The sequence below is a fragment of the Paenibacillus xylanexedens genome, from assembly GCF_007680605.1.
Taxonomy (GTDB): domain Bacteria; phylum Bacillota; class Bacilli; order Paenibacillales; family Paenibacillaceae; genus Paenibacillus; species Paenibacillus xylanexedens_B.
Genome location: NZ_VEIO01000001.1, coordinates 2670925 through 2691505, shown reverse-complemented (window position 1 = coordinate 2691505; position 20581 = coordinate 2670925). Strand labels below are relative to the sequence as shown.

Genomic DNA, 20581 nt, shown 5'->3' with positions numbered 1-20581 from the left:
TTTAGAGTAATGTACAACGTATCGGATCAGGACGGTATACAGGTACAAGAGTTATGTTTGTAACGAAATGTAGGATTGTAACAAGGTAAAGCTGTAAAACGTTGGGGATACGTAATACGTAGTACACTGGAGTTTAGAAATTAGCCATCGTCCACGACTGGGAAGGAGTCAGGACGGTGGTCTTTTTTTTAGAGGGGGAAAAGTACGGTCACACACCACCGAAATGGGTAATGATGGGCAAAGCTATCGTTGGAGTGTAGGATAGGTTTAACAGGTACATGATTAGGGACTTTCAGGCATAGCATCTGGAGAAAATGGAGCATTGGGAGGCAATTGACATGTCAGATCTGACTAAAATACTACTTACCTGTCTCGGTTTTATTTTAATTTTATCGTTGTTATTGCTGGGAATTCGTAAACTGATGGGGCATGACAAAGGTTACCCCCCTCGAAACTTGGTTGGCTGGTTTATTGGATTTTTTATCATCGGCGCCGTACCTCTTACGTTTGCATTGTATACCTACATCACCGATGAACGTTTGGATGCCAACATCGGGTTAGGGCTTGCCATGCTGTTTGCTTGGGCATACTGTGCGTTGCTGTTATGTGGTGTGATGGGCGTGTGGGGAAGGTATTGGTGGCGTGGGAAAAGAAAGTGATGGATAGAACATTTCAAGATATAAGAGGTGTAAATGTGGGGTCTCTTGAAGTAGTATTTGACTTAAGGGCGGAATAGTTGGATAATATGCTCTTTTATGATTTCAAACTTATTTCAGATAATATTATATCTTCAATTTCTATGATAATAACGAGGAAGAGAGTTTAAAGACATATCAAGCTTTTCTGATTTTTTTACCATCCCGGGGACGGGTACAATTACTGTAGATAAACTTCGTTTGGGTATAACTTTGGAACAGTTCCTTATTCTATTGTCATTTGATGGAGAATCAGGAAGTGTTGAGAATAACTTTTCGGAGATAGAATTAATCGAAGATCGTATTTCTGACAAAGAAAAGGGGCTAGGATTATTGAAATATTTTTATCTATTTATGGAACGTTATGATGTTGAACCTGTAAAATTTGGTTATGAACCTGCAATTGACGATGATACCTGTTTAATTGAACTGAAAAGAGGTGTGACTCCGAATAAGGATATGTTTAATTTTAATTTTGCTTTAGTGGAGGTAAAATGTTTGATCAAAATGTGATAGTAGATTGGGCTAAGTCCCATAATGTAGAATCTACAGCACGAAATTATTGCTTATCGTGCGTAAACAACTACTTGGCAGAGTCTCCAGAAGACGAGAAACTGTATTTTGGAAAGTACTACTCTGAAAAATTAATGCTAGAATTAGAAAAAGTTTATTGCATAATAAATTGGAATGAACCTGAATATTCTCATATTATTGCCTTAGTCCCCATCATTTACGATGGAAAGGAAATTGGCAGATATGAGTTGTTTTATAGGATGTCAGGGGAGATTTACGATGACCTGTTAGTGATTGATGGGCAAGAACAGTTAGTTTATTAAGTCATTCTTCAAAGGATGTTACTAAAAAAGTAACGGAAGAACTGTAGGTAAGTCGAACAGTTATGCATCAAGTGATTGAATTTATTTTTAAATTTGGAAATACATAATTTAAGGTCTGAATAGGAAGAGGAACTACCTTCCAGTCTGAATTGCAAAGATTATATTATCGGTTATAGAAATATGGAATATTAATTTATAATAAATAAGAAAGTCAAGGTGTGGTAGTTATGAAAATCAGCAACATCACCTTTCCGACCCCGCTAGATCAACTTAATCCTGCCAATGGAAATTGTGATGTGTTTATTCAATTGGAGGATGGAAGCACCACACATTTGTATGTACTACTCCTTTCGGTTTATCGGAATTTATGGAGAGAGAGGATGTTTCCTTTATTCCTCCAGTGCAGCCCGATATTATAGTTAAAGAATTAACAGAAAAGATTATTCGAGAGGCGATCGAAAGTTATGCTGAAGAAGATGCATTCTGGCTGAAAATATATGCTGTGGCAGACCACAGTAGGGAAGTATTTGCTATGGACAAAATTAATCAAGCCTTGAAAGTAACCAAATGATCTCCGTGGAAAATAATGAGATGAGGTTTTGCACTTTAATGAATTATTGGATAAGTTGACCCCGAAATGCAAACCAATTAATAGTTTCATTAAACAATACAAGGCAGTAAATATAAACGGGTACTTGAGATCATATTGGCGACCAAGTGATTGAATCGACCTTCAATCATCCGTTCTATGTGAAAGGTAAAGGAAGGATGTTTGTCAAAGATCTCAAGGTTGGAGAATTGCTTGTTCAGAGCGATGGGAATACACTCAAGATAGATAGCATCGAATTGGTCCAAAAGTACGTTACGGTTTACAATATGACGGTTAATGATTTCCATACGTACTTTGTTAGTGACCTTGCGATTTGGGTGCATAATACAAATTGTACTTGGGTACCGGGTTTTAAACCTTTAGGTAAAGGTTCAACTGGCAGAACTACTTCTGCTGAGTTAAAGGCAATACAGAAGGCCATGTCTGATCCTACGAAAGGTACAGTACTTAAAAGGCCTTCGTTAATGCAGGATAGGAGATGGAATCATGCGGATGGTTGGGTTAAGATGAGTAGGAAAATTAATGGAGTAGAAATTCATTGGGTGTATAATGTTAAAATTAGGCAGTATGATGATTTCAAATTTAAGGATAGGTAATTCCTAGAGAGGTACTATATGAAAGTAAAATGTATATCAAATAAAAGTGATTCATTATCCACTAAGGCAGGTTACCCAATAAATTATCAATGTGAGTCATTAATTATTGGGGCAACTTTTAATGTGTATTCGATCGGCCATTGGGATAATTACATGTTTTACTTATTGAAAGTTGATCATCCGGACCCAGATTTAAATCTTGACCCGGTATGGTTTCCGTATGAATGGTTCGAAGTCATTGATCAAAAAATTCCAAATTCTTGGTACTTCAATTTTATAGGTGAACCCAATAGCGAACAAATTTCAACGATCCTTGGCTATAAAGAAATCGCGTCTAATTTCGACCATCATGTCGGATTAATGGAGAGAGAAGAGTACCACTTAGATTTATTTTACAAAATGAAAGCTGAAATTGATAACTAACGCTAAAACCTTTGGGATAAACACCCTCAAAGTTTTTCTTTACCCGTTTAGTGCCAAGTAAATCGGCATGACTAAGGGTTGCTAAGCTTATTAATTCTCGGTTTTGTGAACCGTTATGCATACGTAAACGGAAACCCTGTTTTGTACGTCGATCCTTTCGGCCAGCCGCGACGGCGATACGTCGTACATGGTGCAAGGCGGCATCTCCTGCTCGACATCATTCCATGGGTCGGAACAGTAAAAGGCTTTCAGTAGGCGTTCACCGGCACGCATCTGATCAGCGAGCGAGTGGTACGTGTATCAAGATAAAGAAGAACTAAGAAGCATTTTTCAACATGTTCTAGAAATTATTGAACAATTTGCATTACCATGGTTTGCTAAAAACACGGAGTTCATTCCACCTCCTGCACCCAACTACTTGGAGGAAAACTGGAGAAATTCTATTGAAGATTTTGTAAACAAAAACAAACTTAATCTACATAACCCAGAGAGCATTGAGATATTAGATCGACTTGTTATAGGAGAGCTATCGCAAGATGAAGTTTTTTATATTAGTTATTGTTTTGGTGAAATAATCAGGAATCAATTTGGTGGGCAATGGATATATGAAGCAGAAAAAGGGCCGAAAGTGGTTAACATTGGTGGTATTCCTGCGTTTAAGCGTTGGCCTCATACATTAGTGAATAATGTGATTAAAGAGAAAAATCTGTCACTAAAGAGATATTTCGAAGATATTGCATATGTATTAGAAGGTTGAAGGATGATTACTTGGCTGAAATGAGTTGATTTTATGTATAATAAAATGATAGCTCCTTTTGAAATTGAACCCTTTGAGATTATGACAAAATTAGAAGCTAGGACTTATCTTGCGTGGTTTACTTCTGAGATTCCAAAAAGAATAGAAGTACTGAAAGCTTTTTATCACGAGACGACAGGTTCATCTCCAGATGATTTGGACTTGTCAGAAAGATCTTTGGGGATATTGTGTAAATGGTTTATTCCTCGAATTACGATGGTTCCAAAGACGGCAGCAGAGTTGGAAGAAGAAATTAGTATGACACCTGAATGGTTAAGAGATGAGGTACTTAAAAATTCTGAAAAGTTCAGTGAAGAATCTAGTTCAATTATTATTGATATAGGATTATATTTTGGTACTGTTTTCATTAATTTATTTTCTAGCCTTGACTGGGGAGTTGTTCATACACCTAAAAATTATGTATATGTGAACCGACCAGTTATTAAAGGGTTTGGGAAAGTAGAAATGAATCCAATTGCAATTGTTTATAACGCCTCTCTGGCGTATGTAAGAAAAAGAGGTGATGAAAGACAATTGAATGATTTATTTAATGTTTGGAAGGAATATTTATAGTGTATTTAAAGTTTACGTATGGAGGCAGCATATGGAGGGGAGATTAACGACTTCAATCGTCTTGTATGGAAAAATAGAAACAGATGATATGTCACAATGGCAAGCATTTTATCATTTGTCGAAACAAATAATCACCAATCTTAATCTTGAGCCAAATTATATTGGAATTTCTGGAGATTTTTTTTCCAGCAAGAAAATTAAAACTTTAGCTCGGATGGAAATGAAGCTTTTGAAATCTTTCGGGGATGGTAGAGATATTGAATCTCTCGAAATATATGCATTACCTGAGAACTTTACGGTCGCCGCTTTTGATTATGATATGTACATATCAAGAAGTAAGCATGTAGCTTTCGATTATATTATAGCAACACTTACTTCCGAAGCTTATCAGAATGTAGATCAAGAGAAACTAGTTAGGTTATTAAAACGTTGTATTAATTTTGATTCAGGGGAAATTTTTGAGTTAAGTTATTTAGAGAGCCCAGTAATCTATGCTACCAAAGCCAATGCTCCATCATCGTTCAAAACACTTCGTATTTTGGAGAACTTAGCGAATTTAGACAAGGTTCGCTTGAGTTCAATGTTTCCGGAATATTCAGACCATTTAAAGGAGCTTATAAACTAGATGATCAATCGGTATTCTTTAGTTGATGATGAGAGTGGTTTGACCATTGGAAAATCCTTAGATCTGGTTGGGTTGACTGGCAACCTTATTGGAACCGTCGGTGATGAGAACTTTCATAAAATAATGTTAATTCATTTTCGATATAACGTTGAGTTTGTAGCGTATTGTAAGGAGAAAAAAATTAGTATTAACAATATAGAGATCACTATTCTTGATCACGAAGAAAATCCGATAGGATCATATTATTTTGTACTCAGAGAATCTCTTTAGTATGATCGGTTTACAGAATTGAATGAAGTTTTAACACAGTTTGAACTGGTTGGGGATTTGTCTCAAGTGGTAACAGAAGAGAGTATGCTCATTTGGAATATGCGAAGAAAACCTCTAGCTAAAACGAACGAATGGGGAGGACTATCTCTAGAACAACGAATCGGATGGCTAGAAGCCCGATTATATCGAGGAACCCAGCTTCATTCTCAGGAGCGGCAGAATGGCATATATCACATGGATGCGACTAACATTGAGGACTCCTCTTCTTTTTATTGTGCCTTAGGTGAGGCTATTAACGGTCCAGGAGGATACTATGGATTTAACTTGGATAGTTTGTCCGACTGCTTTTGTGGTGGATTTGGAGCCATAGCACCATTCGTAATTATTCTTCAAGATGTAGATCATGAATGGTGTTCAAAAGAGGGTTATTTTCAACAGTTAAAAGAAGTGCTAGCAGATGGAAATGTAACGTTAGTTTATAGTTGATCTTATAAGAATCATGGGTAATCTGATCAATAATAGATAGTACATAAATAGGAAGGTAGTTCATGAATAATTACTATTTCTCATTCCCCATAGATAAAAGCCGGGCTCAAAAAGCGATTGAGATTATCCGTGTATTTTATGCGCATCCATTCCCAATCGGAATTGTTATATACCAGGACTCGTATGAAATTACACAGAAGTTAGGCTGGAAGTATGACACTGTGCTTCAGACAAGAATGTTGCCTTTCAAAGAACTTACAACGCGGACGGGACAAGTGGATTGTTTCATCATTCAAAATGTCCATGAGATTGAATTTTTTGTTCAACATGAAGGTTGTGCTGTTAACGTTATTGTGTTCGATCCTCCCCCAGATGGAGAGCGGGCAATAAAATATGGATTCCGGATTATTTGAGAATGTTGAATACTACGAATTTTCTATTGCTGGTTTGGAAGAAGTGCAGTTTCAAGAGCTGGCAATGGAATTGACTCAGATTCACGGAGTGGAACAGCTATATGAAGATTAGGAGAGCTTAGTTATGGAGACTTTAGCGTGGATTCAACACAGGTATGATCAGAACTGTGATGGAGAGTGGGAGCATGTGTATGGTGTGATAATTCAAACGATCGATAATCCGGGCTGGTATGCCGGAATTTCCTGAGGAGGAATAACGAATGAATATCAGAACGATGTTACCTAAAGATAAATTTGATATTAAATCTGTAGAGAAGCTTGCCAAACGGAGTAACGATGAACTGAGAGAGATTTTACCTGAACTTATGGAGTGGTTGCAGGATGGGAATTGGCCGATTTCGAAGCCCGTGGAGGATTTGCTGTTAAGATTCGGAACGAATTGATTCCTCACATTCAGTATGTATTTCAAACAAGAGATTCTACTTGGGAATATTTTATGCTGACAGGATTAATTAGTAGATTACCTTCTAAGCATGTGGTTATGCTGAAAGAAGATTTAGACCGACTTTTAAGACATCCTACTGAAGATGAATTGTTAGAGGGACTGGATGGAGTCATCGTACCTTTGCTTCACAAGATACAGTAGTGGACATGTCCGTTCTGGACAGTAAGTAGGACTTTCTTTGATCAGTTCTTGAAAATCCATTTATCGAGGAAGTTGCTCAGAATGATCTTCCCATAGTCTCTGCAATGCTCAAGAAATTGTTTTACTTTCTCTAGAAACTTAAGTGAGCCCATCTGGTTATCTGGATGGGTTGTTTATAATTTCGCAAGTCAACATGACAAAAATTCCTCAATATCTGCGGGATTGCAAACAATAAGATGTACATTAGAGATCGATCTGAGTTGAAACGAACGTATGTTTCATAACTATGTTGACTTTTCGTCCTGACAATAATATATTATTGTCAGGACGAAAAGGAGGTGGAGCAATGTCCTCCAAAAAGATGGGGCGTCCTAAATCTGATAACCCGAAGAGCAAAACGATTGAGATCCGTGTCGATGAGGAAATTCTGAGCAAACTTGATGTTGCGGCTGAGAAGTTGAATACGAACCGATCTGCTATTGTTCGCAAAGGGATTGAAAAGATTTACGACGAGCTCCAAAAATAAAAAAGAAGCAGCGCTCGTCCCACGAAGAACAACGCTGCTCCATATCCCGCAATCACTTGAATGAGCGACTGCATAAATATCCTACCATGTGCAGAACGCTCATTCAAGTCGAGTGCGAATAGATATATAGGAGGATACGCATGAACTCGATATTAGAAGCATTATATAATGGACGACTTCGCCCGGATGAGATGATGATGCCGACACATCCTGAATACCAAGCGTTAGGGCGGCAGATTGCAACTCTGACAGAGCAGTGGAAGAATCGTTTAAGCGAGAATGAATTTCTTGAGCTTGAACAGTTATTTGACTTATGTGGTAGATGTGAGGGGATGCATACGGAAGCAGCGTTTGTACAAGGTTTTCGTCTAGGCGCTAACATGCTGATTGAAGTCATGAGTCAGCGTGAGGAATCGGTGTTGGAGTTTAACTAGACTTAAAACATACTCATTTTGCATCATAAATTGAACATAAAATTGTTTATAACAAAGCCCTCAAACCTTCTCTGTGTTCAAGCAGTTGGGGTGAGGGCTTTAATTATACTTAGAAGCATTAGAGTTTACAATTTATCTAGGGAAACAACATTCTACACCCTCAGCCGAACACTTGCCTACTTAATCCGCAATATTCCCCGCCATCTTCAGACGACGCGCAATCTCCTTGAAATCCTCGTGTGAGATGCCTGGCGCAAACTCTTCTTCCACCGCCGGAGCTTCAGGGATCGGAAAACCTTGAGGGATGCCCTGAATGACTTCCAGAGGTTGTCCATCTTCGGGATGTGTACCCTTCCAGATCTGGTCGATGGCATTGAAGTCTTGGTCGCTGTAAGTGTACAGCTTGGTGTGAACGCCTTTTTCTTCGTATTTATGAGCCTCGTTGAAGGCTTTGTTATCTAGAGAAGGGATCGGGATCAGTTTGGTGACATTGACACCTGTCGCAATTTCAATCGCTTTAGCATACGCCACCACGTGCACACCGCCGCGTACGAGCAGGAAACCGACAACTTCGCGAGCTGCGGGATGATCGGTCATTTCGTATACTTTCATCTTGTGCGTACGGGCTCCACATTCGAGGAAGAAATTATGCAACAAATCCTCTACCAGATTGCCACTGTTGAAGACATTGGCGCCTGTCCACGGATTGCCCATTGAATCAAAAGGCATCGCGCCTTGTGCACCTGCCAGAAAATGATACGATAGCCTTGCATCCTTGACGGAACCGAGCGGTGTCTGATCAGGTTCTTTATATTCGGTTGATCCTCGGAGACAATGGTTAATTCCATGGGATACCAGCTCAACATGTCCTAATTCTTCGGCCGTAATACTCATGACGAGGTCGTAGAATGGTTTCAGTTTTTCTTTGGAGCGAAAATTAAAGGATTGGTAGAGGTAGTTGTTCAGTGTGGACATTTCTCCAAATTTACCACCAAGCAATTCCTGTATAGCTGCTGCTGCATTGGGATCAGGCTTTTCGACGTTGGGAATTTCAATCAAAATCTCATCCAGACGTTTGAACATACAGATATAACCTCCTCGAATATGGGGTGAAAATGGACTCGGGCGGACGTTGGATTTAGCTTGGTCAGTCAAAGCCCATTACACGGGATATGGATTTTTTAAACATATAAACTATGAAATGGGTCTAAAGGGGCATGTACTATTTGCTACGCCTGCTTGAAGAACGTGTTGAATGGTTCACCGTTTGGTATTTCCATTTTCACAATTATTATGTACAATCAGACAAGTTGTTCTAAGTGTTGTGCTGATCTTAGATCATGGATTCGAAGTAGAAAGGGAGAATACAGACATATGAGATTTAGATGGGTACATATCGTATGCTCAATGATGAGTTTAATGATGTTCTTCACTTACATAAACACTGCACATGTCGTAGCAAGCGGTGTGGGGAACGATGTTCAGGTGGATGAACAAACAAGGCAAATCCTCATGGAGAAGTATGGTTTAGAACCTACAGAGGAGTCCCACGCAGAGCAGCATTTACTTTCCGGGGATTGGGGGATGAGCTTCAGTAATACTTCCGAGGTTGATCCATTGGTTAAACTGGTGCCGGTTGTTCCATTTTGGCTGTTGCCAGCGGTCTGGATTTTGCGAATCTGGGTGTAAAATGTAATCCGAACGGGCACGATATCAGCAAACACATTCTCCCAAGGAGTGAAATGCATGAGAGTGCTTATGATAACGATATTGACGCTTGTTCTAGGTTTCGCTGGCATCTCAACGACCATTTCGGCAGCAAGCAGCAACATTCCCGATTATGCGAAATGGGGCATCATCGCTGTGAAGGAAACCCAAACGAAGTACAATGTCGACATTCTGGATTACAAACATATCGGTCGCTCCTCACTGAGCGCGAATCAGTCCAGAGAGCAGTTCAAGCTGTGGGTTCGAGCCAAAGACGGCAAGCAATTTGCTGTTTATGTTAATGTCGATTTTAATCCGAATACGCAACAGTTAAAAACAGTGCAATTTTCTGAATCCGATCGTCACTAAGATTCGATCTTCCCCTGAAGAACCAGACTTCCGTCTTGCCCGGAGTATGTCTGGTTTTTATTTTTTTGGAATTCCTTTTTTTGTTATTGAATAAAGAACTTACGTTCGCATATAATAATGAATACAAACAAATGTTCTTATCGGAGGGATGATCATGCTTGGGAAATATGTTGGCCAGATGGTGGAGCTTGTGTACATGGATCGCGCGGGACAGATTACACAGCGGCAGATTCGAATCAACAGCATGCGAGGCGGAGTAATTCGGGCATCTGATGGCATGGAAGGGGTACCCCGGACTTTTCTGGAGCAAAATATTCTGGCATGGCGCCCTGTAACGGATCGGAATCGGAAGGGAGAACTGAAGTATGCTGAACGACTTTGAACGTAAAATACTTCGTATTATGGTCAACTATGCAGGTCAGCAGCGGCGAATTCCACGTATGGATGAACTGGAAACCAAGACAGGGCGCAACCCGGCGCACATTCGAGAGTCACTGCTAGCGCTTGAACAGAAAGGATATATCTCCTGGCCTCAACCATCTACACTGGAAAGTATACAGATTTTGCAGGCCTGGGAGCAGGAACCCAAGCCCGTACGGAAAACTCAACCTGCTGGCAATGCAGTAAAATATTTCACGGATTACTGATTCCGTTGAGGAGCGAATAGTACGCCCAGGTGTAGCAGACTTCTGCAGAAGTTACAGCAAAAACGCCAATCCGTAAGGATTGGCGTTATATCGAGAATACATTTATCAGAAATTCGGAAGCTGGTCAAGGTTGTTAGTCGGGTCGCCGTCGGCATCGCCGCGAATATACATTTCTCCGTCTTTGCCTTTGAATACATTCACACCAGCGATTGCCCCGGATTTTACTTCGTTCAGCGCTTGCTGATAATCCAGAATACGGCCTGTCGATGTCTGGAAGGCGGTCAAGTCACCGTCACCATTCTTTTGTACTGCTGTGAATGTTTCGCGTGTTGTCTGATCCATCATGTCACACTCTCCTTCTATGACCAAATGGGAATAGGTTTACCCTGTTAGCCTGTCCGAACTCGCGAGAAGTATGCATTCTTTGCAACATTCCACATTCCGAGAATAGCTACGTAATGTATATAGCGCCTGTGTTGTTGAGTTGTGCTGGCCTACAAGCTTTTTCTCATACGGACATGCAGGATATCGGCATCGTAAAAAGGTTCCTCCGAAACCACTTCATAACCGAGTTTATCGTAAAATTTTTGCGCCTGACACTGGGCATCCAGGAGCGAATAGGTTAATCCAAGCTCACGAGCAAGCTCCTCCATCGCTAACAGGAGCACACGTCCATACCCGAACGAACGGTAGGACTCCAGAACAGCAATGCGCTGCATTTTGGCCGTATCTTTGCTGTAATAGATCAGACGACCTGTTGCGACAGCCTGCCCATCAGTATGAAGCAATACATGATGCACATCAGGACTGATAACATCGTATTGATCTATTTCAAGTTCCTCGGGCACCTGTTGCTCAATGACAAAAACCTGACGGCGAATCTCAAGAGCTTGCTTCAATTCTTCTTCTGTCGTGACATAACTTATCTCTGCTGCCAAATTCGATTCCTTCTTTCTGCTCCATGCGCACAAGTTCAGACTGCATTATACAAAAAAATGCTTTTCCTGTATAGTTAAGTTTGGTACATATTGGGGCTTTGAAGGAGGGGGAGAGTTATGGGAATGGCGGCTATTATGACCATTACGTTGCTTATGTCGGCGGGCATGATCGCTTTGTTATACTATGTGACCAAGAAGGCATACTCACGCAAATGGGATGAAGAAGAGTGAGTATATACTCCTGATGGGTAAGGTTAAGGACAGGGTTGATTGGATTTTGAACTGACTTAAATATATCGATACAAGCGGATAAATGATTCTGGTCAAGGCTTTTGATCTGACTCTGTTACTTAAGGCAAAAACTCATTGTTTCCCTGAGGGGAATATACCTCTTGATTTACGGATTTGGAGTAGACGTCCATCCAGACAGGCAACGATTCATTTTGTTCATTCGGTTGTTGCAATTGCTGAAATTGTACCGTATGCTCGTCCCGTTCCAGCCTGCAACCGGTTAAGGTACAGGCGAGAAGGAGCAAAACAGCAACATGAGTAGCAGTGAGCTTCCAGTATTTATTAAGTTGTTTATTGTTATGGCGTGTATTAAGCGATTGGTCAGTATTTTTATTCATCATCATTATACATTCTCCTCATGCAGAATATCGTAATCTTTCCATTATTGTGCTCCAATATGGATGATTTAAAACCAATTTAATGATTGACAATGAACGCGTTTACTTGGTATGATACTGTTACTTCATTCGAGTTTGATTTAGATATGAGGTGGCAAAATGAGTCATTAATTGTAACTGTATATAATCTAGTTAATGAAGGGCGATAGCTCAGCGGGAGAGCATTATCTTGACAGGGTAAGGGTCGTGGGTTCGATCCCCACTCGTCCTATACATAAAACAATATTTCACAGCCAAGACAGCCTCTAAACGGCTGTTTTTTGCTTTATCTTAATTGAAATGAAAAAATTATCCAAGATAACTGTATATGGTACGAACCAGAAGACTACCTACAAAAATATGGGGTGGTCTTTAATATGTCTTATTGATTTAATGCTATAATTGAAGTACTAGTTAATTGTAAAAGTAGCAATAGGGAGTTCTAAAATATATAACAGAAAAAAGATATGGTGGTGAATTAATTGAAGCAAATTAAACGCGTTGCAACCCTATATCGTGTATCTACAAAAGGACAGTTGGATGGAAATGATATACCAATGCAGCAGCGAGCTTGTAGAAGAATGATTGAAAAGCAGGAGGGATGGAAGTTAGTAAAAGAATATTCTGAAAGAGGAGTCTCAGGTTTTAAAGTATCTGCTTCCAACCGAGATGTAATTAGACAGGCTAAAGATGATGCTGAAAATGGATTATTCGATGTATTGCTAGTATTCATGTTTGATAGATTAGGCAGAAAAGATGATGAGACACCATTTGTACTTGAGTGGTTTGTAAACAGAGGAATTGAAATGTGGTCTGTAATAGAAGGGCAGCAAAAAATTGAAGAAAATACAGATAGGGTGATGAACTATCTTAGATTCTGGCAGTCGAGCGGAGAAAGTAGAAGAACTTCTAATCGCGTGAACGAAAAGCATATGCAAATGGTGGAAGATGGCATATTTAGAGGTGGCGGTATACCATACGGGTATAGAAGTGTTGATTCCGGCAAATTTAATAAAAAGGGCAAGGTGTTGCTTAAATTAGTAATACACGAAGAAGAGTCTTTGGTTGTGCAAAGGATGTTCCGACTGGTACTAGACGAAGGATACGGACAACTAAGGATAGCTAAATTGTTGAACGAAGAGAATATTCCCACAAGAAAGGCTAAACAGTGGGGTGCGGCTACTGTGAATGTCATACTTAAAAACCCTATCTATAAAGGAATAATGAGATACAGGAGAGGATCGGGAGATGCCGTATTCTCTGAACCTATACCTGAATTAATGATAATATCCGAAGAAGAGTGGAATTCAGCTCAAGATATTAGAGAAAAAAAGAATCCCAAAAGTAAGCAAAACAATGATAATTCCGTGCCGATGAGCACAAAAGGAAGTTTACTTTTAACTGGAATAGCGAGATGCGGGTGTTGTAACTCAAGGCTAACTTCAACAACATTTGTGAATAAATATAAGGCTGCAAATGGAGAAATACTTAGATACAATCAAAATAAAAGCTATCGGTGCACCGGAAAATTACAAGGGAAAACCGATTGTAGCGGTCAAGCTACTTTCTCGACTAAGATGGTTGAGAGACAAGTAATGAAGCAAGTAAATAGTCACTTAAATCAACTCGAAACAATAGATTTTAGTTCGGAGATAGTTTTGATCAAAAAGAAAATATCAAATGAGGAAGAGAAAAAAATTAAGAAGCTACAGTGTATACTTGAAGAACATTATAATGAGCTATCTGTTCTTAACGCCGAAGTCCCCAAATCAATTATGGGCAAAAGCGCCTTCAAACCAAAGATGCTTAATGATCTTATCAAGAAGAAGGAATTGGAGATTACGCAAACTACCAATGAAATGAATGAAACTGAAAGAATACTATCCTATAAAAAGATTGAATTGTCTGAACTGGAAACATTAATGGAGTATATTCCGGTTTGGCAAGATGTTTTTGATGAAGCGTCAATGGAAAAGAAGAAAATGATGTTAAGTACACTAATTGATGTTATTTACGTCAGCAAAGAGAAAATCTCCGTAGAGATTAAGGGTAGAATTAAAGAAATCTTGGGACATTCATCGAGTGAAAGTAAATATTCAGGGAGTTGACACAGGGGAGTGGAGTGCACTACTGATCATATGTGAGAAGTCTTGCATAGCAGGACTTCTTTTTTTATTTTTAAACAAAATTTAAACCAAACCTAAATTCAACGTAAGGTTGATCTCTTATTGTTGTAGTTAAGAACGTACAACAGAAGGAGAGAGAAAATGCACGCTTCCAAAACCCGATCTACTAACAAAAACGTGATTAAAAAGGCCGTACTAAGCACACTGGTGCTGGCGCTCACAACATCCTCATTCATCCATACTACGTATGCCACCTCCTCGGAGGGGGACAGTTTAACTGCCAGTGCTGAGACAACACAGAACACGTTCCAGATGCAACAGGCTTTTCGCATGCGCTCACAACAAGCCATGTCTCAAGATCAATCCCCGATTCAGTACCAGATCAAAGCACGTCTGGACGAAAAAAACATGACAATAGAGGGTAGCCAGACCGTGACCTACCTGAATACGAGCAAAGATACCCTTCAAGAGTTGGTCATGCATACCTATGCAGATGCTAATCGATCCAAAGCAACACAAACGATCATGTATACAGGCCAGAATGAGCAAATAGCCAAAGAACACCCGGAAAAGAAAGCATCAGATTTCTTGGGCGGAATGGATATTGTGAAAGTGACGAAACAAGGGGAGAAGCTCCTCTTCGATAAGAAAAATCAGGCATTACGTGTACAATTGAAGGCACCTTTGCAACCGGGTCAGTCGATTACCTTCCAGATAGATTTTCTACTCGATATTCCTTATGGTATGCAGCGAGTATCTTATTATAAGGATCAGATCAACGGAGCACATTGGTTTCCGGTGATGTCTGTGTATGACGAGAACACGCATCAATGGAACAAGACACCGTACAGCACTTCATTCGAGAGTGATTACTATACCTCATCGGATTTCGATGTTGAGTTCAATGTGCCTGAGTTATATCAGATGGTCATGCCGGGAGATATTACTTCCCAAGACAGTGCTGAACAAGGGCGGAAAGTGGTTACATCACATGCTGCGAACACCAGAGAATTTGCTTTTTTTGCTGGTCCTAATTTAAAGGTAGAACGTGAGACGCGTGATGGTCTTACCGTGGAATATTTTTATTCGGATGATGACCCTGCCAAAAAAGCGGCGGTGGACAAATACATCGATTATGCATTTAAAGTCATCGCTTTTTACAATGAGAAATATGGTAAATATCCGTATCCCGAATTTCGGATTATTGAAACTTATGTGGATGGTTTTGGCGTTGAATACTCAAGATTAATCCAAATGCCGGAGCGTGCTGCGGAGTTATTACCAGAAAACGATACCACGTTTGTGCATGAGATTGCACATCAGTGGTTCCATGCTTTGATCGGGAACAACTCAGAAACGGAATCCTTTCTGGATGAAGGTTTTGCCGAGTTCTCCACGGTGTATTTTTTAGAAAAGCAGGGCAATAAGCTGGGAGGTTTCAGATCGATTCAGCTTGATCCATCACCTATTGATCTGCCAATCGCCTCAACGAATGAACAAGTAGGAGAAATGGCTGATTATGTATTTTATCAAAAGGGTCGTCAGGCCATATATCAATTATACCGTTCTGTTGGTGAACCCAAATTTGATGCGTTTATGAAGGAATATTTTCATCGCTTTGTCTACCAAAACGCTACAATAGATGGATTACTTGGTACCATTGAGGATGTGCTTGGTAAAGAACAGCGTCAGGACATGGAAAACGCTTTAAGGAAACCGGGATTTGAGCTTAAGCAAGAATATCAAATGTCTGAGAAGGAACTTGCAGCATATATGCATGATGTCTATCAGCCGCAGTATGAAGGAGTGGTGAACAACGTTCCCGATCTGCCTTACGAAGTGATGATTCGTTTAATGGAAAAGTCCTTCCGAGGAGAGCCGTTAACCATTGTACTTGGAGATCAAGTAAGCAAAGAAGCGGCGAAACAACAGGAACAAGCGGCCAGCCAGTTAACTCAGATTTTCGATGTATTTGGCATGAAGTACAATGTAGTTCGGGATCGAAAACAGTTGAAGCAGAAGCTGAAACGTGAGATTGGCAGTAGTAACCTCATTCTTGTTGGTAATGCGAAGTCGAATGGCTTGGTTCAAGCTTTGAAAAAAAATATGATGGTCCGGGCAAGTGATATCGGTTTGGACTGGAAAGAGGCCATGAACGTATCTGGACATTCGGGAGCATATGTCATTAAACATCCATACAATCAGAATCGTCTTATGATTCATTACTATTGGAATGGCGACCATCTCAGTGACAAGGCTTCAGCGTCCTTTATGGAGAAGATTCTGGAATCTCTAACGCTCTCTAATGACATTTACCAATCCTATGAGCTGGATGGCAACGGTAAATTGAAAGATAGCAAAAAAGTCGAATGATACATTTTACAATAAAATAGAACCATAAAAATAGAAATGTTAATAAAGAGTCGCCTATAAGGTGGCTCTTTTTGCCTGTTCAGTTCCATTTAAGGTTTCTCTTTTAAACTTCTCTGTAGCAGGAATTTAAAAGAGAACAAAAGGCGGGAAATGGCATGATAAACAACCAATGGCGAAATGTTATAGCAACTACAGTGATTGCTTCGATGTTATTAGCGGCTTGTAGCAATGAGAGTGGAGCTCTGCAAACAACAACAACGACTACAACTACAGAGAACCCATCCACAGAAGTTCAGACGGAAACGGTGAATTACGCACAAAACTTTAATAAAACGGAAGTGATGTCTTTCTCCATTGATGTAGATGAGGATGTATGGCAGGAAATGCTGGATACGGCAACAGAGGAGAACTATATCAAGGCAAATGTAACGATTAACGGAACAACGATTAAAGATGTAGGCATTCGAGCTAAAGGAAACTCAAGTTTAAGACAAGTGGCAGGAGACGATACAACGGATCGGTATAGTTTCAAAATCAAGTTTGACGAATACGTCAAAGGGCAGACCTGGAATGGTCTCGACAAAATGGTCGTGAATAATATGATTTCTGACGCCAGTTATATGAAAGAGTATCTCAGCTATGACATCATGAGTTTTATCGGAGTGGATGCACCGCTGTTTTCTTTTGCCAACATTAACGTCAACGGTAAGGCGTGGGGCTTATATTTGGCTGTTGAAGACATAGACAGCGGATATCTGGCACGCGCGAAGAATGGTGAAGGAGAAATCTACAAGCCCAATAACGATGGCAATATGGGAGCGGGCGGAATGGGAAATCCAATGGGAATGGGGAACCCGCCAGCAGAAGGGGATGTGGGAGGGATGGGAGACCGTCAGCCTCCTGAAGGCATGGAACCGCCAAGTGATACAGGTGCAGGAACAGGCGATGCTAACTCTCAGACTGCCAACACTCGCGGGGAGGGTGGTCGCGGATTCGGAAGAGGCGGTGGAATGAATGGCGGCACGAACGGCGTATCCTTAGTGTATACGGATGATAAAGTGTCCAGTTATGCTGGCATTTTTGATAATGCAAAGACCAAAACGACGGAAGAAGATGAACAACGTGTGGTTGAGGCACTCAAAAACTTAAATGCCGGCACCGATCTTGAGAAATATGTAGATGTGGATGCTGTGCTCAAATATTTTGCGGCTCATAATGTGGTTGTGAACATGGATAGTTACACATCCAATATGGGGCATAACTATTATTTATACGAGAATAACGGCAAGATCAGTATGTTGCCATGGGACTACAATATGGCTTTTGGTGGATTCCAGGCAGGTTCCGCATCCGATGTGGTCAATCTTGCCATTGATACCCCGTTATCAGGCGTAACGATGGAAGAACGGCCGATTCTAAGCAAGTTGCTGGAGGTTCCTGAGTACAAAGCGAAGTACCATGAATACTTGCAGGAGATCGTTGATGGTTATTTTGCAAACGGAAAATTCCAGCAGACGGTACAGACGTTAAACAATCTGATTACGGATTACGTTAAAAATGATGCTACAGCGTTTGTGACATATGACAAGTATAAAGAAGCTGTTACTGAATTGACTAAATTAGGCACGTTACGTGCCGAGAGCATTCAAGGACAGCTTGATGGAACGATTCCTTCCACTACGGAAGGGCAAAAGGCGAGTGCGGATAAACTGATTGATGCATCTTCCGTTGATCTAACCAAATTGGGAGATGGTCTCAAAGGAAACGGAATGAGGGGTGGATTCGGAGGCTCAGGGTTCAATCGTAATTCCGGTAATCAAAATCAACAGAGTGAAAAAACGGAGCAATCCGAAACAACCAAATAGGATTCAGTTGCCCGACTTGTCCTTCGTAGCTAAATAATGGGATGAACGCATGCATGTTTTAGGCTGATATCAGTATATAGAGAGCTACCTTACAAGGTGGCTCTTTTTAATTTCATTTGTTTATTTCAAAAAACTATTTACAAACCTAATTTAATTGTGTACAATCAATTTGTAAACAAGTTAAAAGAAAACATGTTCAAACCATATAACAAACTTTAAATCGGAAGAGGAGAATTTTAATATGAAAACTCTATATGAAACGACAGTTATTAATACAGGTGGACGCCAAGGGATCGTACAATCCCCGGATAACGTATTCATGATGGATGTAGCTACACCCCCTGAACTTGGAGGTCAAGTAACAACAGCGACTAACCCGGAGCAACTGTTTGCAGCAGGATACAGTGCATGTTTTAACTCTGCGTTGGAATTTCAATTGAAAAAGCACAATGTAACGATTGAACGCAGCACAGTATCTGCAACGGTTGCCTTGGTAGCGGACCCGGCAGATGGTGGTGTAAAGCTGGATGTTGAGCTGGAAGTGAAAATTCTCGGTCTGGATGAAGAAACGGCACAAAAATTTGTGAAACTTGCACATGAATATTGCCCTTATTCCAAAGCGATCAAAGGTAATGTTAACGTTAAAGTGGAGCAAGCGTAAGCAGACAGGTTTCGTAACGTTCCATTTAGTATTAGATAAATGCAATAGCCAAAGACCTCCGAAGACTCGGAGGTTTTTGGCTTATACTTGCTTCGCGTTAGATCAGCAATTGGCTGATTCTCGGTGGTATTTTATTCGTTATCTTTTTAGTATTTAAATACGTTTTTTAAGGTAGGCACACAATTGGGCGTTTCCCCATATGATGCACTATTCAGTCAGCATTATGGGAAATGGGGAATCCGTGATGGCAAAGGCAAAAGGAAAGAAAGCTCCCGCGTTAAAAAGTGACAAGATGCGTGTATCCATGAAGCTGGTCACATCCGATGTATGTGAACGCTGCAAGACACCTTGCTTACGAGGGACGGAATATGCTGCACGAATGAGAGAAGGCGGGGCGGTTGGCAAAGGGGTTCCCTGTATCCTCACTCGCCACGTATCTTCATGATACTTCGTCTAATGGCGTATATATAAAATGCGACACCATAGGTTATCCTGAAAACAGGGTAGCCTTTTTTTGTGTTTACCAGAGCGTGGTAAATATTTTGGATAAAAAATGAAAAATGATGAAAAACAGCGCAACTTTGTGGAGCCGTTCGCAGTATAAATCTACAAACAAGCTAACAGCAAGGGAGGGTATATTGACGGGATGAAATGGAAAAGAGTGCTGCTGTGTGTCATGGTATTCTCCTTGCTGGGCGGGTCTTTATTATTTGCGGACTCTGTGAACGAGAAGATTCGTGTGCTCATTAACGGCAAGGAAGCGTCTGACGGTGGTTATTTGATTGATGGAACGACTTATGTACCTGTAAGAGAGGCTGGAGGCATTGCTCGGTGGGACAATAGTAACAAGCGAGTAACGGTGATCAAGCCGAACGTACATATTTTTCTCTTCAAGGGAGACACTGTGTTTGGGAACGTCAATGTGGGCAAATTGAAATTTAATGTGTTCTCACAGGTCGATAGCCTCACAACCGATGTGACTGCCGTGAAAGTTACCATAACGGACCCGAGCGGTCAGGTAAAGGATATCCAGGCTCAGGATCTGACTACACAGAAGGATAACTTCTGGTTCCGTACGTATGATTTCACTTATGATTTTAGTCGTGCTGGCAAATACCAGGTCGGTTTTCATATTAAAGAAAATGCAAACAGCAACTATGTTCTGGTCGCCGAAAAAATCATTACAGCCTTGAATGACTAAAGGCGAATAAACGCTATCCCTCTAAATTGACCTGGCTCTGTGAACATGTTACGATATGCAGGGTTACACATTTTCTATTGATGAAGCGAGGTATTAC

General features: G+C 40.5%; 29 protein-coding genes, 1 tRNA gene and 1 pseudogene. 27 read left to right on the top strand and 4 right to left on the bottom strand.

The genetic code is table 11. From position 1 onward, the window contains the following. Positions 1 to 338: 338 nt before the first annotated feature. The 16 genes and pseudogenes from FS818_RS12000 to FS818_RS11920 all read left to right on the top strand — a co-directional run bounded on the left by FS818_RS12000 (position 339) and on the right by FS818_RS11920 (position 7929). Positions 339 to 659, top strand: coding sequence for a hypothetical protein (locus FS818_RS12000; protein ID WP_260989834.1), 321 nt, complete (start codon positions 339 to 341; stop codon positions 657 to 659). 270 nt (positions 660 to 929) lie between these two features. Then, positions 930 to 1208: a hypothetical protein gene (locus tag FS818_RS11995; protein ID WP_145331971.1), complete on the top strand. Its 279-nt coding sequence runs from the start codon at positions 930 to 932 to the stop codon at positions 1206 to 1208. Further along, positions 1190 to 1531: a hypothetical protein gene (locus FS818_RS11990; protein WP_145331970.1), complete on the top strand. Its 342-nt coding sequence runs from the start codon at positions 1190 to 1192 to the stop codon at positions 1529 to 1531. Before FS818_RS11995 ends, FS818_RS11990 begins: the two co-directional genes overlap by 19 nt. A 367-nt stretch (positions 1532 to 1898) precedes the next feature. Further along, positions 1899 to 2102, top strand: a complete 204-nt coding sequence (locus tag FS818_RS11985) for a hypothetical protein (RefSeq protein ID WP_145331969.1) — start codon at positions 1899 to 1901, stop codon at positions 2100 to 2102. 146 nt (positions 2103 to 2248) lie between these two features. Beyond that, complete coding sequence (locus FS818_RS29265; protein ID WP_260989833.1) at positions 2249 to 2737, top strand: HINT domain-containing protein; 489 nt, start codon at positions 2249 to 2251, stop codon at positions 2735 to 2737. 18 nt (positions 2738 to 2755) lie between these two features. Further along, the gene (locus FS818_RS11975) at positions 2756 to 3160 is read left to right on the top strand and encodes a hypothetical protein (RefSeq protein WP_186375469.1); all 405 of its coding nucleotides are present in this window, start codon (positions 2756 to 2758) and stop codon (positions 3158 to 3160) included. 295 nt (positions 3161 to 3455) lie between these two features. Beyond that, complete coding sequence (locus tag FS818_RS11970; protein ID WP_145331967.1) at positions 3456 to 3917, top strand: hypothetical protein; 462 nt, start codon at positions 3456 to 3458, stop codon at positions 3915 to 3917. 33 nt (positions 3918 to 3950) lie between these two features. After that, the gene (locus tag FS818_RS11965) at positions 3951 to 4529 is read left to right on the top strand and encodes a hypothetical protein (protein WP_145331966.1); all 579 of its coding nucleotides are present in this window, start codon (positions 3951 to 3953) and stop codon (positions 4527 to 4529) included. A gap of 31 nt (positions 4530 to 4560) precedes the next feature. Beyond that, positions 4561 to 5154, top strand: coding sequence for a hypothetical protein (locus FS818_RS11960; RefSeq protein ID WP_145331965.1), 594 nt, complete (start codon positions 4561 to 4563; stop codon positions 5152 to 5154). Then, the gene (locus FS818_RS11955) at positions 5155 to 5424 is read left to right on the top strand and encodes a hypothetical protein (protein WP_145331964.1); all 270 of its coding nucleotides are present in this window, start codon (positions 5155 to 5157) and stop codon (positions 5422 to 5424) included. 18 nt (positions 5425 to 5442) lie between these two features. Next, positions 5443 to 5910, top strand: a complete 468-nt coding sequence (locus tag FS818_RS11950) for a barstar family protein (protein ID WP_222128815.1) — start codon at positions 5443 to 5445, stop codon at positions 5908 to 5910. A 62-nt stretch (positions 5911 to 5972) separates the two neighbouring features. Then, complete coding sequence (locus FS818_RS11945; protein ID WP_145331963.1) at positions 5973 to 6323, top strand: hypothetical protein; 351 nt, start codon at positions 5973 to 5975, stop codon at positions 6321 to 6323. A gap of 124 nt (positions 6324 to 6447) precedes the next feature. Beyond that, a complete protein-coding gene (locus tag FS818_RS11940; protein WP_145331962.1) occupies positions 6448 to 6570 on the top strand; it encodes an Imm53 family immunity protein in 123 nt (40 codons plus the stop codon). 13 nt (positions 6571 to 6583) lie between these two features. After that, positions 6584 to 6969 (top strand): annotated as a pseudogene (locus FS818_RS29565) (DUF5071 domain-containing protein). Positions 6970 to 7315: 346 nt separating this feature from the next. Continuing rightward, positions 7316 to 7495, top strand: a complete 180-nt coding sequence (locus FS818_RS11925) for a ribbon-helix-helix protein, CopG family (protein ID WP_145331959.1) — start codon at positions 7316 to 7318, stop codon at positions 7493 to 7495. A 140-nt stretch (positions 7496 to 7635) separates the two neighbouring features. Continuing rightward, complete coding sequence (locus tag FS818_RS11920; RefSeq protein WP_145331958.1) at positions 7636 to 7929, top strand: DUF6809 family protein; 294 nt, start codon at positions 7636 to 7638, stop codon at positions 7927 to 7929. A gap of 180 nt (positions 7930 to 8109) precedes the next feature. Here the strand turns inward: FS818_RS11920 and FS818_RS11915 are convergent, their stop codons facing one another. Next, positions 8110 to 9012 (bottom strand): manganese catalase family protein, encoded by a 903-nt coding sequence (locus FS818_RS11915; RefSeq protein WP_145331957.1) that lies wholly within the window; start codon positions 9010 to 9012, stop codon positions 8110 to 8112. A 291-nt stretch (positions 9013 to 9303) separates the two neighbouring features. On the opposite strand from FS818_RS11915, the gene FS818_RS11910 reads away from it, so the two are divergent. The 4 genes from FS818_RS11910 to FS818_RS11895 all read left to right on the top strand — a co-directional run bounded on the left by FS818_RS11910 (position 9304) and on the right by FS818_RS11895 (position 10652). Next, a complete protein-coding gene (locus tag FS818_RS11910; RefSeq protein WP_145331956.1) occupies positions 9304 to 9618 on the top strand; it encodes a hypothetical protein in 315 nt (104 codons plus the stop codon). 57 nt (positions 9619 to 9675) lie between these two features. Next, a complete protein-coding gene (locus FS818_RS11905; protein ID WP_090923692.1) occupies positions 9676 to 10005 on the top strand; it encodes a DUF3889 domain-containing protein in 330 nt (109 codons plus the stop codon). 154 nt (positions 10006 to 10159) lie between these two features. Next, the gene (locus FS818_RS11900) at positions 10160 to 10387 is read left to right on the top strand and encodes a hypothetical protein (RefSeq protein ID WP_090923691.1); all 228 of its coding nucleotides are present in this window, start codon (positions 10160 to 10162) and stop codon (positions 10385 to 10387) included. Further along, positions 10371 to 10652 carry a LexA family transcriptional regulator gene (locus FS818_RS11895; protein WP_145331955.1) on the top strand — a complete coding sequence of 94 codons (282 nt, stop codon included), beginning with the start codon at positions 10371 to 10373 and terminating at the stop codon, positions 10650 to 10652. The genes FS818_RS11900 and FS818_RS11895 overlap by 17 nt, the downstream gene beginning before the upstream one ends. Positions 10653 to 10757: 105 nt before the next feature. Here FS818_RS11895 and FS818_RS11890 read toward each other — a convergent pair whose 3' ends face one another. The 3 genes from FS818_RS11890 to FS818_RS11880 all read right to left on the bottom strand — a co-directional run bounded on the left by FS818_RS11890 (position 10758) and on the right by FS818_RS11880 (position 12222). Further along, positions 10758 to 10994 carry a DUF3892 domain-containing protein gene (locus FS818_RS11890; RefSeq protein ID WP_123062846.1) on the bottom strand — a complete coding sequence of 79 codons (237 nt, stop codon included), beginning with the start codon at positions 10992 to 10994 and terminating at the stop codon, positions 10758 to 10760. Between the two features lie 152 nt (positions 10995 to 11146). Further along, positions 11147 to 11590 carry a GNAT family N-acetyltransferase gene (locus tag FS818_RS11885; protein WP_145331954.1) on the bottom strand — a complete coding sequence of 148 codons (444 nt, stop codon included), beginning with the start codon at positions 11588 to 11590 and terminating at the stop codon, positions 11147 to 11149. A gap of 350 nt (positions 11591 to 11940) precedes the next feature. Continuing rightward, on the bottom strand, positions 11941 to 12222 hold the full coding sequence (locus FS818_RS11880; RefSeq protein ID WP_145331953.1) for a hypothetical protein: 282 nt from the start codon (positions 12220 to 12222) through the stop codon (positions 11941 to 11943). A gap of 196 nt (positions 12223 to 12418) precedes the next feature. Here FS818_RS11880 and FS818_RS11875 point away from each other — a divergent pair. The 7 genes from FS818_RS11875 to FS818_RS11845 all read left to right on the top strand — a co-directional run bounded on the left by FS818_RS11875 (position 12419) and on the right by FS818_RS11845 (position 20484). Further along, positions 12419 to 12490: transfer RNA gene (locus tag FS818_RS11875), tRNA-Val, on the top strand. A gap of 250 nt (positions 12491 to 12740) precedes the next feature. Further along, positions 12741 to 14366, top strand: coding sequence for a recombinase family protein (locus tag FS818_RS11870; protein ID WP_145331952.1), 1626 nt, complete (start codon positions 12741 to 12743; stop codon positions 14364 to 14366). 159 nt (positions 14367 to 14525) lie between these two features. Beyond that, positions 14526 to 16757 carry a M1 family metallopeptidase gene (locus FS818_RS11865; RefSeq protein WP_260989832.1) on the top strand — a complete coding sequence of 744 codons (2232 nt, stop codon included), beginning with the start codon at positions 14526 to 14528 and terminating at the stop codon, positions 16755 to 16757. A 155-nt stretch (positions 16758 to 16912) separates the two neighbouring features. Next, positions 16913 to 18622: a CotH kinase family protein gene (locus FS818_RS11860; RefSeq protein WP_145331951.1), complete on the top strand. Its 1710-nt coding sequence runs from the start codon at positions 16913 to 16915 to the stop codon at positions 18620 to 18622. Between the two features lie 241 nt (positions 18623 to 18863). Beyond that, positions 18864 to 19283, top strand: a complete 420-nt coding sequence (locus FS818_RS11855; protein ID WP_090923686.1) for an organic hydroperoxide resistance protein — start codon at positions 18864 to 18866, stop codon at positions 19281 to 19283. Positions 19284 to 19527: 244 nt separating this feature from the next. Beyond that, positions 19528 to 19728 (top strand): hypothetical protein, encoded by a 201-nt coding sequence (locus FS818_RS11850; RefSeq protein ID WP_090923786.1) that lies wholly within the window; start codon positions 19528 to 19530, stop codon positions 19726 to 19728. 201 nt (positions 19729 to 19929) lie between these two features. Beyond that, positions 19930 to 20484, top strand: coding sequence for a copper amine oxidase (locus FS818_RS11845; RefSeq protein ID WP_145331950.1), 555 nt, complete (start codon positions 19930 to 19932; stop codon positions 20482 to 20484). The last annotated feature ends 97 nt before the right edge of the window (positions 20485 to 20581 follow it).

Bases quoted from the DNA above. Each gene is read 5' to 3' on its own strand.
- FS818_RS12000 (WP_260989834.1), top strand. From the start codon at position 339: ATGTCAGATCTGACTAAAATACTACTTACCTGTCTCGGTTTTATTTTA.
- FS818_RS11990 (WP_145331970.1), top strand. From the start codon at position 1,190: ATGTTTGATCAAAATGTGATAGTAGATTGGGCTAAGTCCCATAATGTA.
- FS818_RS11985 (WP_145331969.1), top strand. From the start codon at position 1,899: ATGGAGAGAGAGGATGTTTCCTTTATTCCTCCAGTGCAGCCCGATATT.
- FS818_RS11975 (WP_186375469.1), top strand. From the start codon at position 2,756: ATGAAAGTAAAATGTATATCAAATAAAAGTGATTCATTATCCACTAAG.
- FS818_RS11965 (WP_145331966.1), top strand. From the start codon at position 3,951: ATGTATAATAAAATGATAGCTCCTTTTGAAATTGAACCCTTTGAGATT.
- FS818_RS11960 (WP_145331965.1), top strand. From the start codon at position 4,561: ATGGAGGGGAGATTAACGACTTCAATCGTCTTGTATGGAAAAATAGAA.
- FS818_RS11955 (WP_145331964.1), top strand. From the start codon at position 5,155: ATGATCAATCGGTATTCTTTAGTTGATGATGAGAGTGGTTTGACCATT.
- FS818_RS11945 (WP_145331963.1), top strand. From the start codon at position 5,973: ATGAATAATTACTATTTCTCATTCCCCATAGATAAAAGCCGGGCTCAA.
- FS818_RS11940 (WP_145331962.1), top strand. From the start codon at position 6,448: ATGGAGACTTTAGCGTGGATTCAACACAGGTATGATCAGAACTGTGAT.
- FS818_RS11925 (WP_145331959.1), top strand. From the start codon at position 7,316: ATGTCCTCCAAAAAGATGGGGCGTCCTAAATCTGATAACCCGAAGAGC.
- FS818_RS11920 (WP_145331958.1), top strand. From the start codon at position 7,636: ATGAACTCGATATTAGAAGCATTATATAATGGACGACTTCGCCCGGAT.
- FS818_RS11915 (WP_145331957.1), bottom strand. From the start codon at position 9,012: ATGTTCAAACGTCTGGATGAGATTTTGATTGAAATTCCCAACGTCGAA.
- FS818_RS11910 (WP_145331956.1), top strand. From the start codon at position 9,304: ATGAGATTTAGATGGGTACATATCGTATGCTCAATGATGAGTTTAATG.
- FS818_RS11905 (WP_090923692.1), top strand. From the start codon at position 9,676: ATGAGAGTGCTTATGATAACGATATTGACGCTTGTTCTAGGTTTCGCT.
- FS818_RS11900 (WP_090923691.1), top strand. From the start codon at position 10,160: ATGCTTGGGAAATATGTTGGCCAGATGGTGGAGCTTGTGTACATGGAT.
- FS818_RS11895 (WP_145331955.1), top strand. From the start codon at position 10,371: ATGCTGAACGACTTTGAACGTAAAATACTTCGTATTATGGTCAACTAT.
- FS818_RS11890 (WP_123062846.1), bottom strand. From the start codon at position 10,994: ATGGATCAGACAACACGCGAAACATTCACAGCAGTACAAAAGAATGGT.
- FS818_RS11880 (WP_145331953.1), bottom strand. From the start codon at position 12,222: ATGATGAATAAAAATACTGACCAATCGCTTAATACACGCCATAACAAT.
- FS818_RS11865 (WP_260989832.1), top strand. From the start codon at position 14,526: ATGCACGCTTCCAAAACCCGATCTACTAACAAAAACGTGATTAAAAAG.
- FS818_RS11860 (WP_145331951.1), top strand. From the start codon at position 16,913: ATGATAAACAACCAATGGCGAAATGTTATAGCAACTACAGTGATTGCT.
- FS818_RS11855 (WP_090923686.1), top strand. From the start codon at position 18,864: ATGAAAACTCTATATGAAACGACAGTTATTAATACAGGTGGACGCCAA.
- FS818_RS11850 (WP_090923786.1), top strand. From the start codon at position 19,528: ATGGCAAAGGCAAAAGGAAAGAAAGCTCCCGCGTTAAAAAGTGACAAG.
- FS818_RS11845 (WP_145331950.1), top strand. From the start codon at position 19,930: ATGAAATGGAAAAGAGTGCTGCTGTGTGTCATGGTATTCTCCTTGCTG.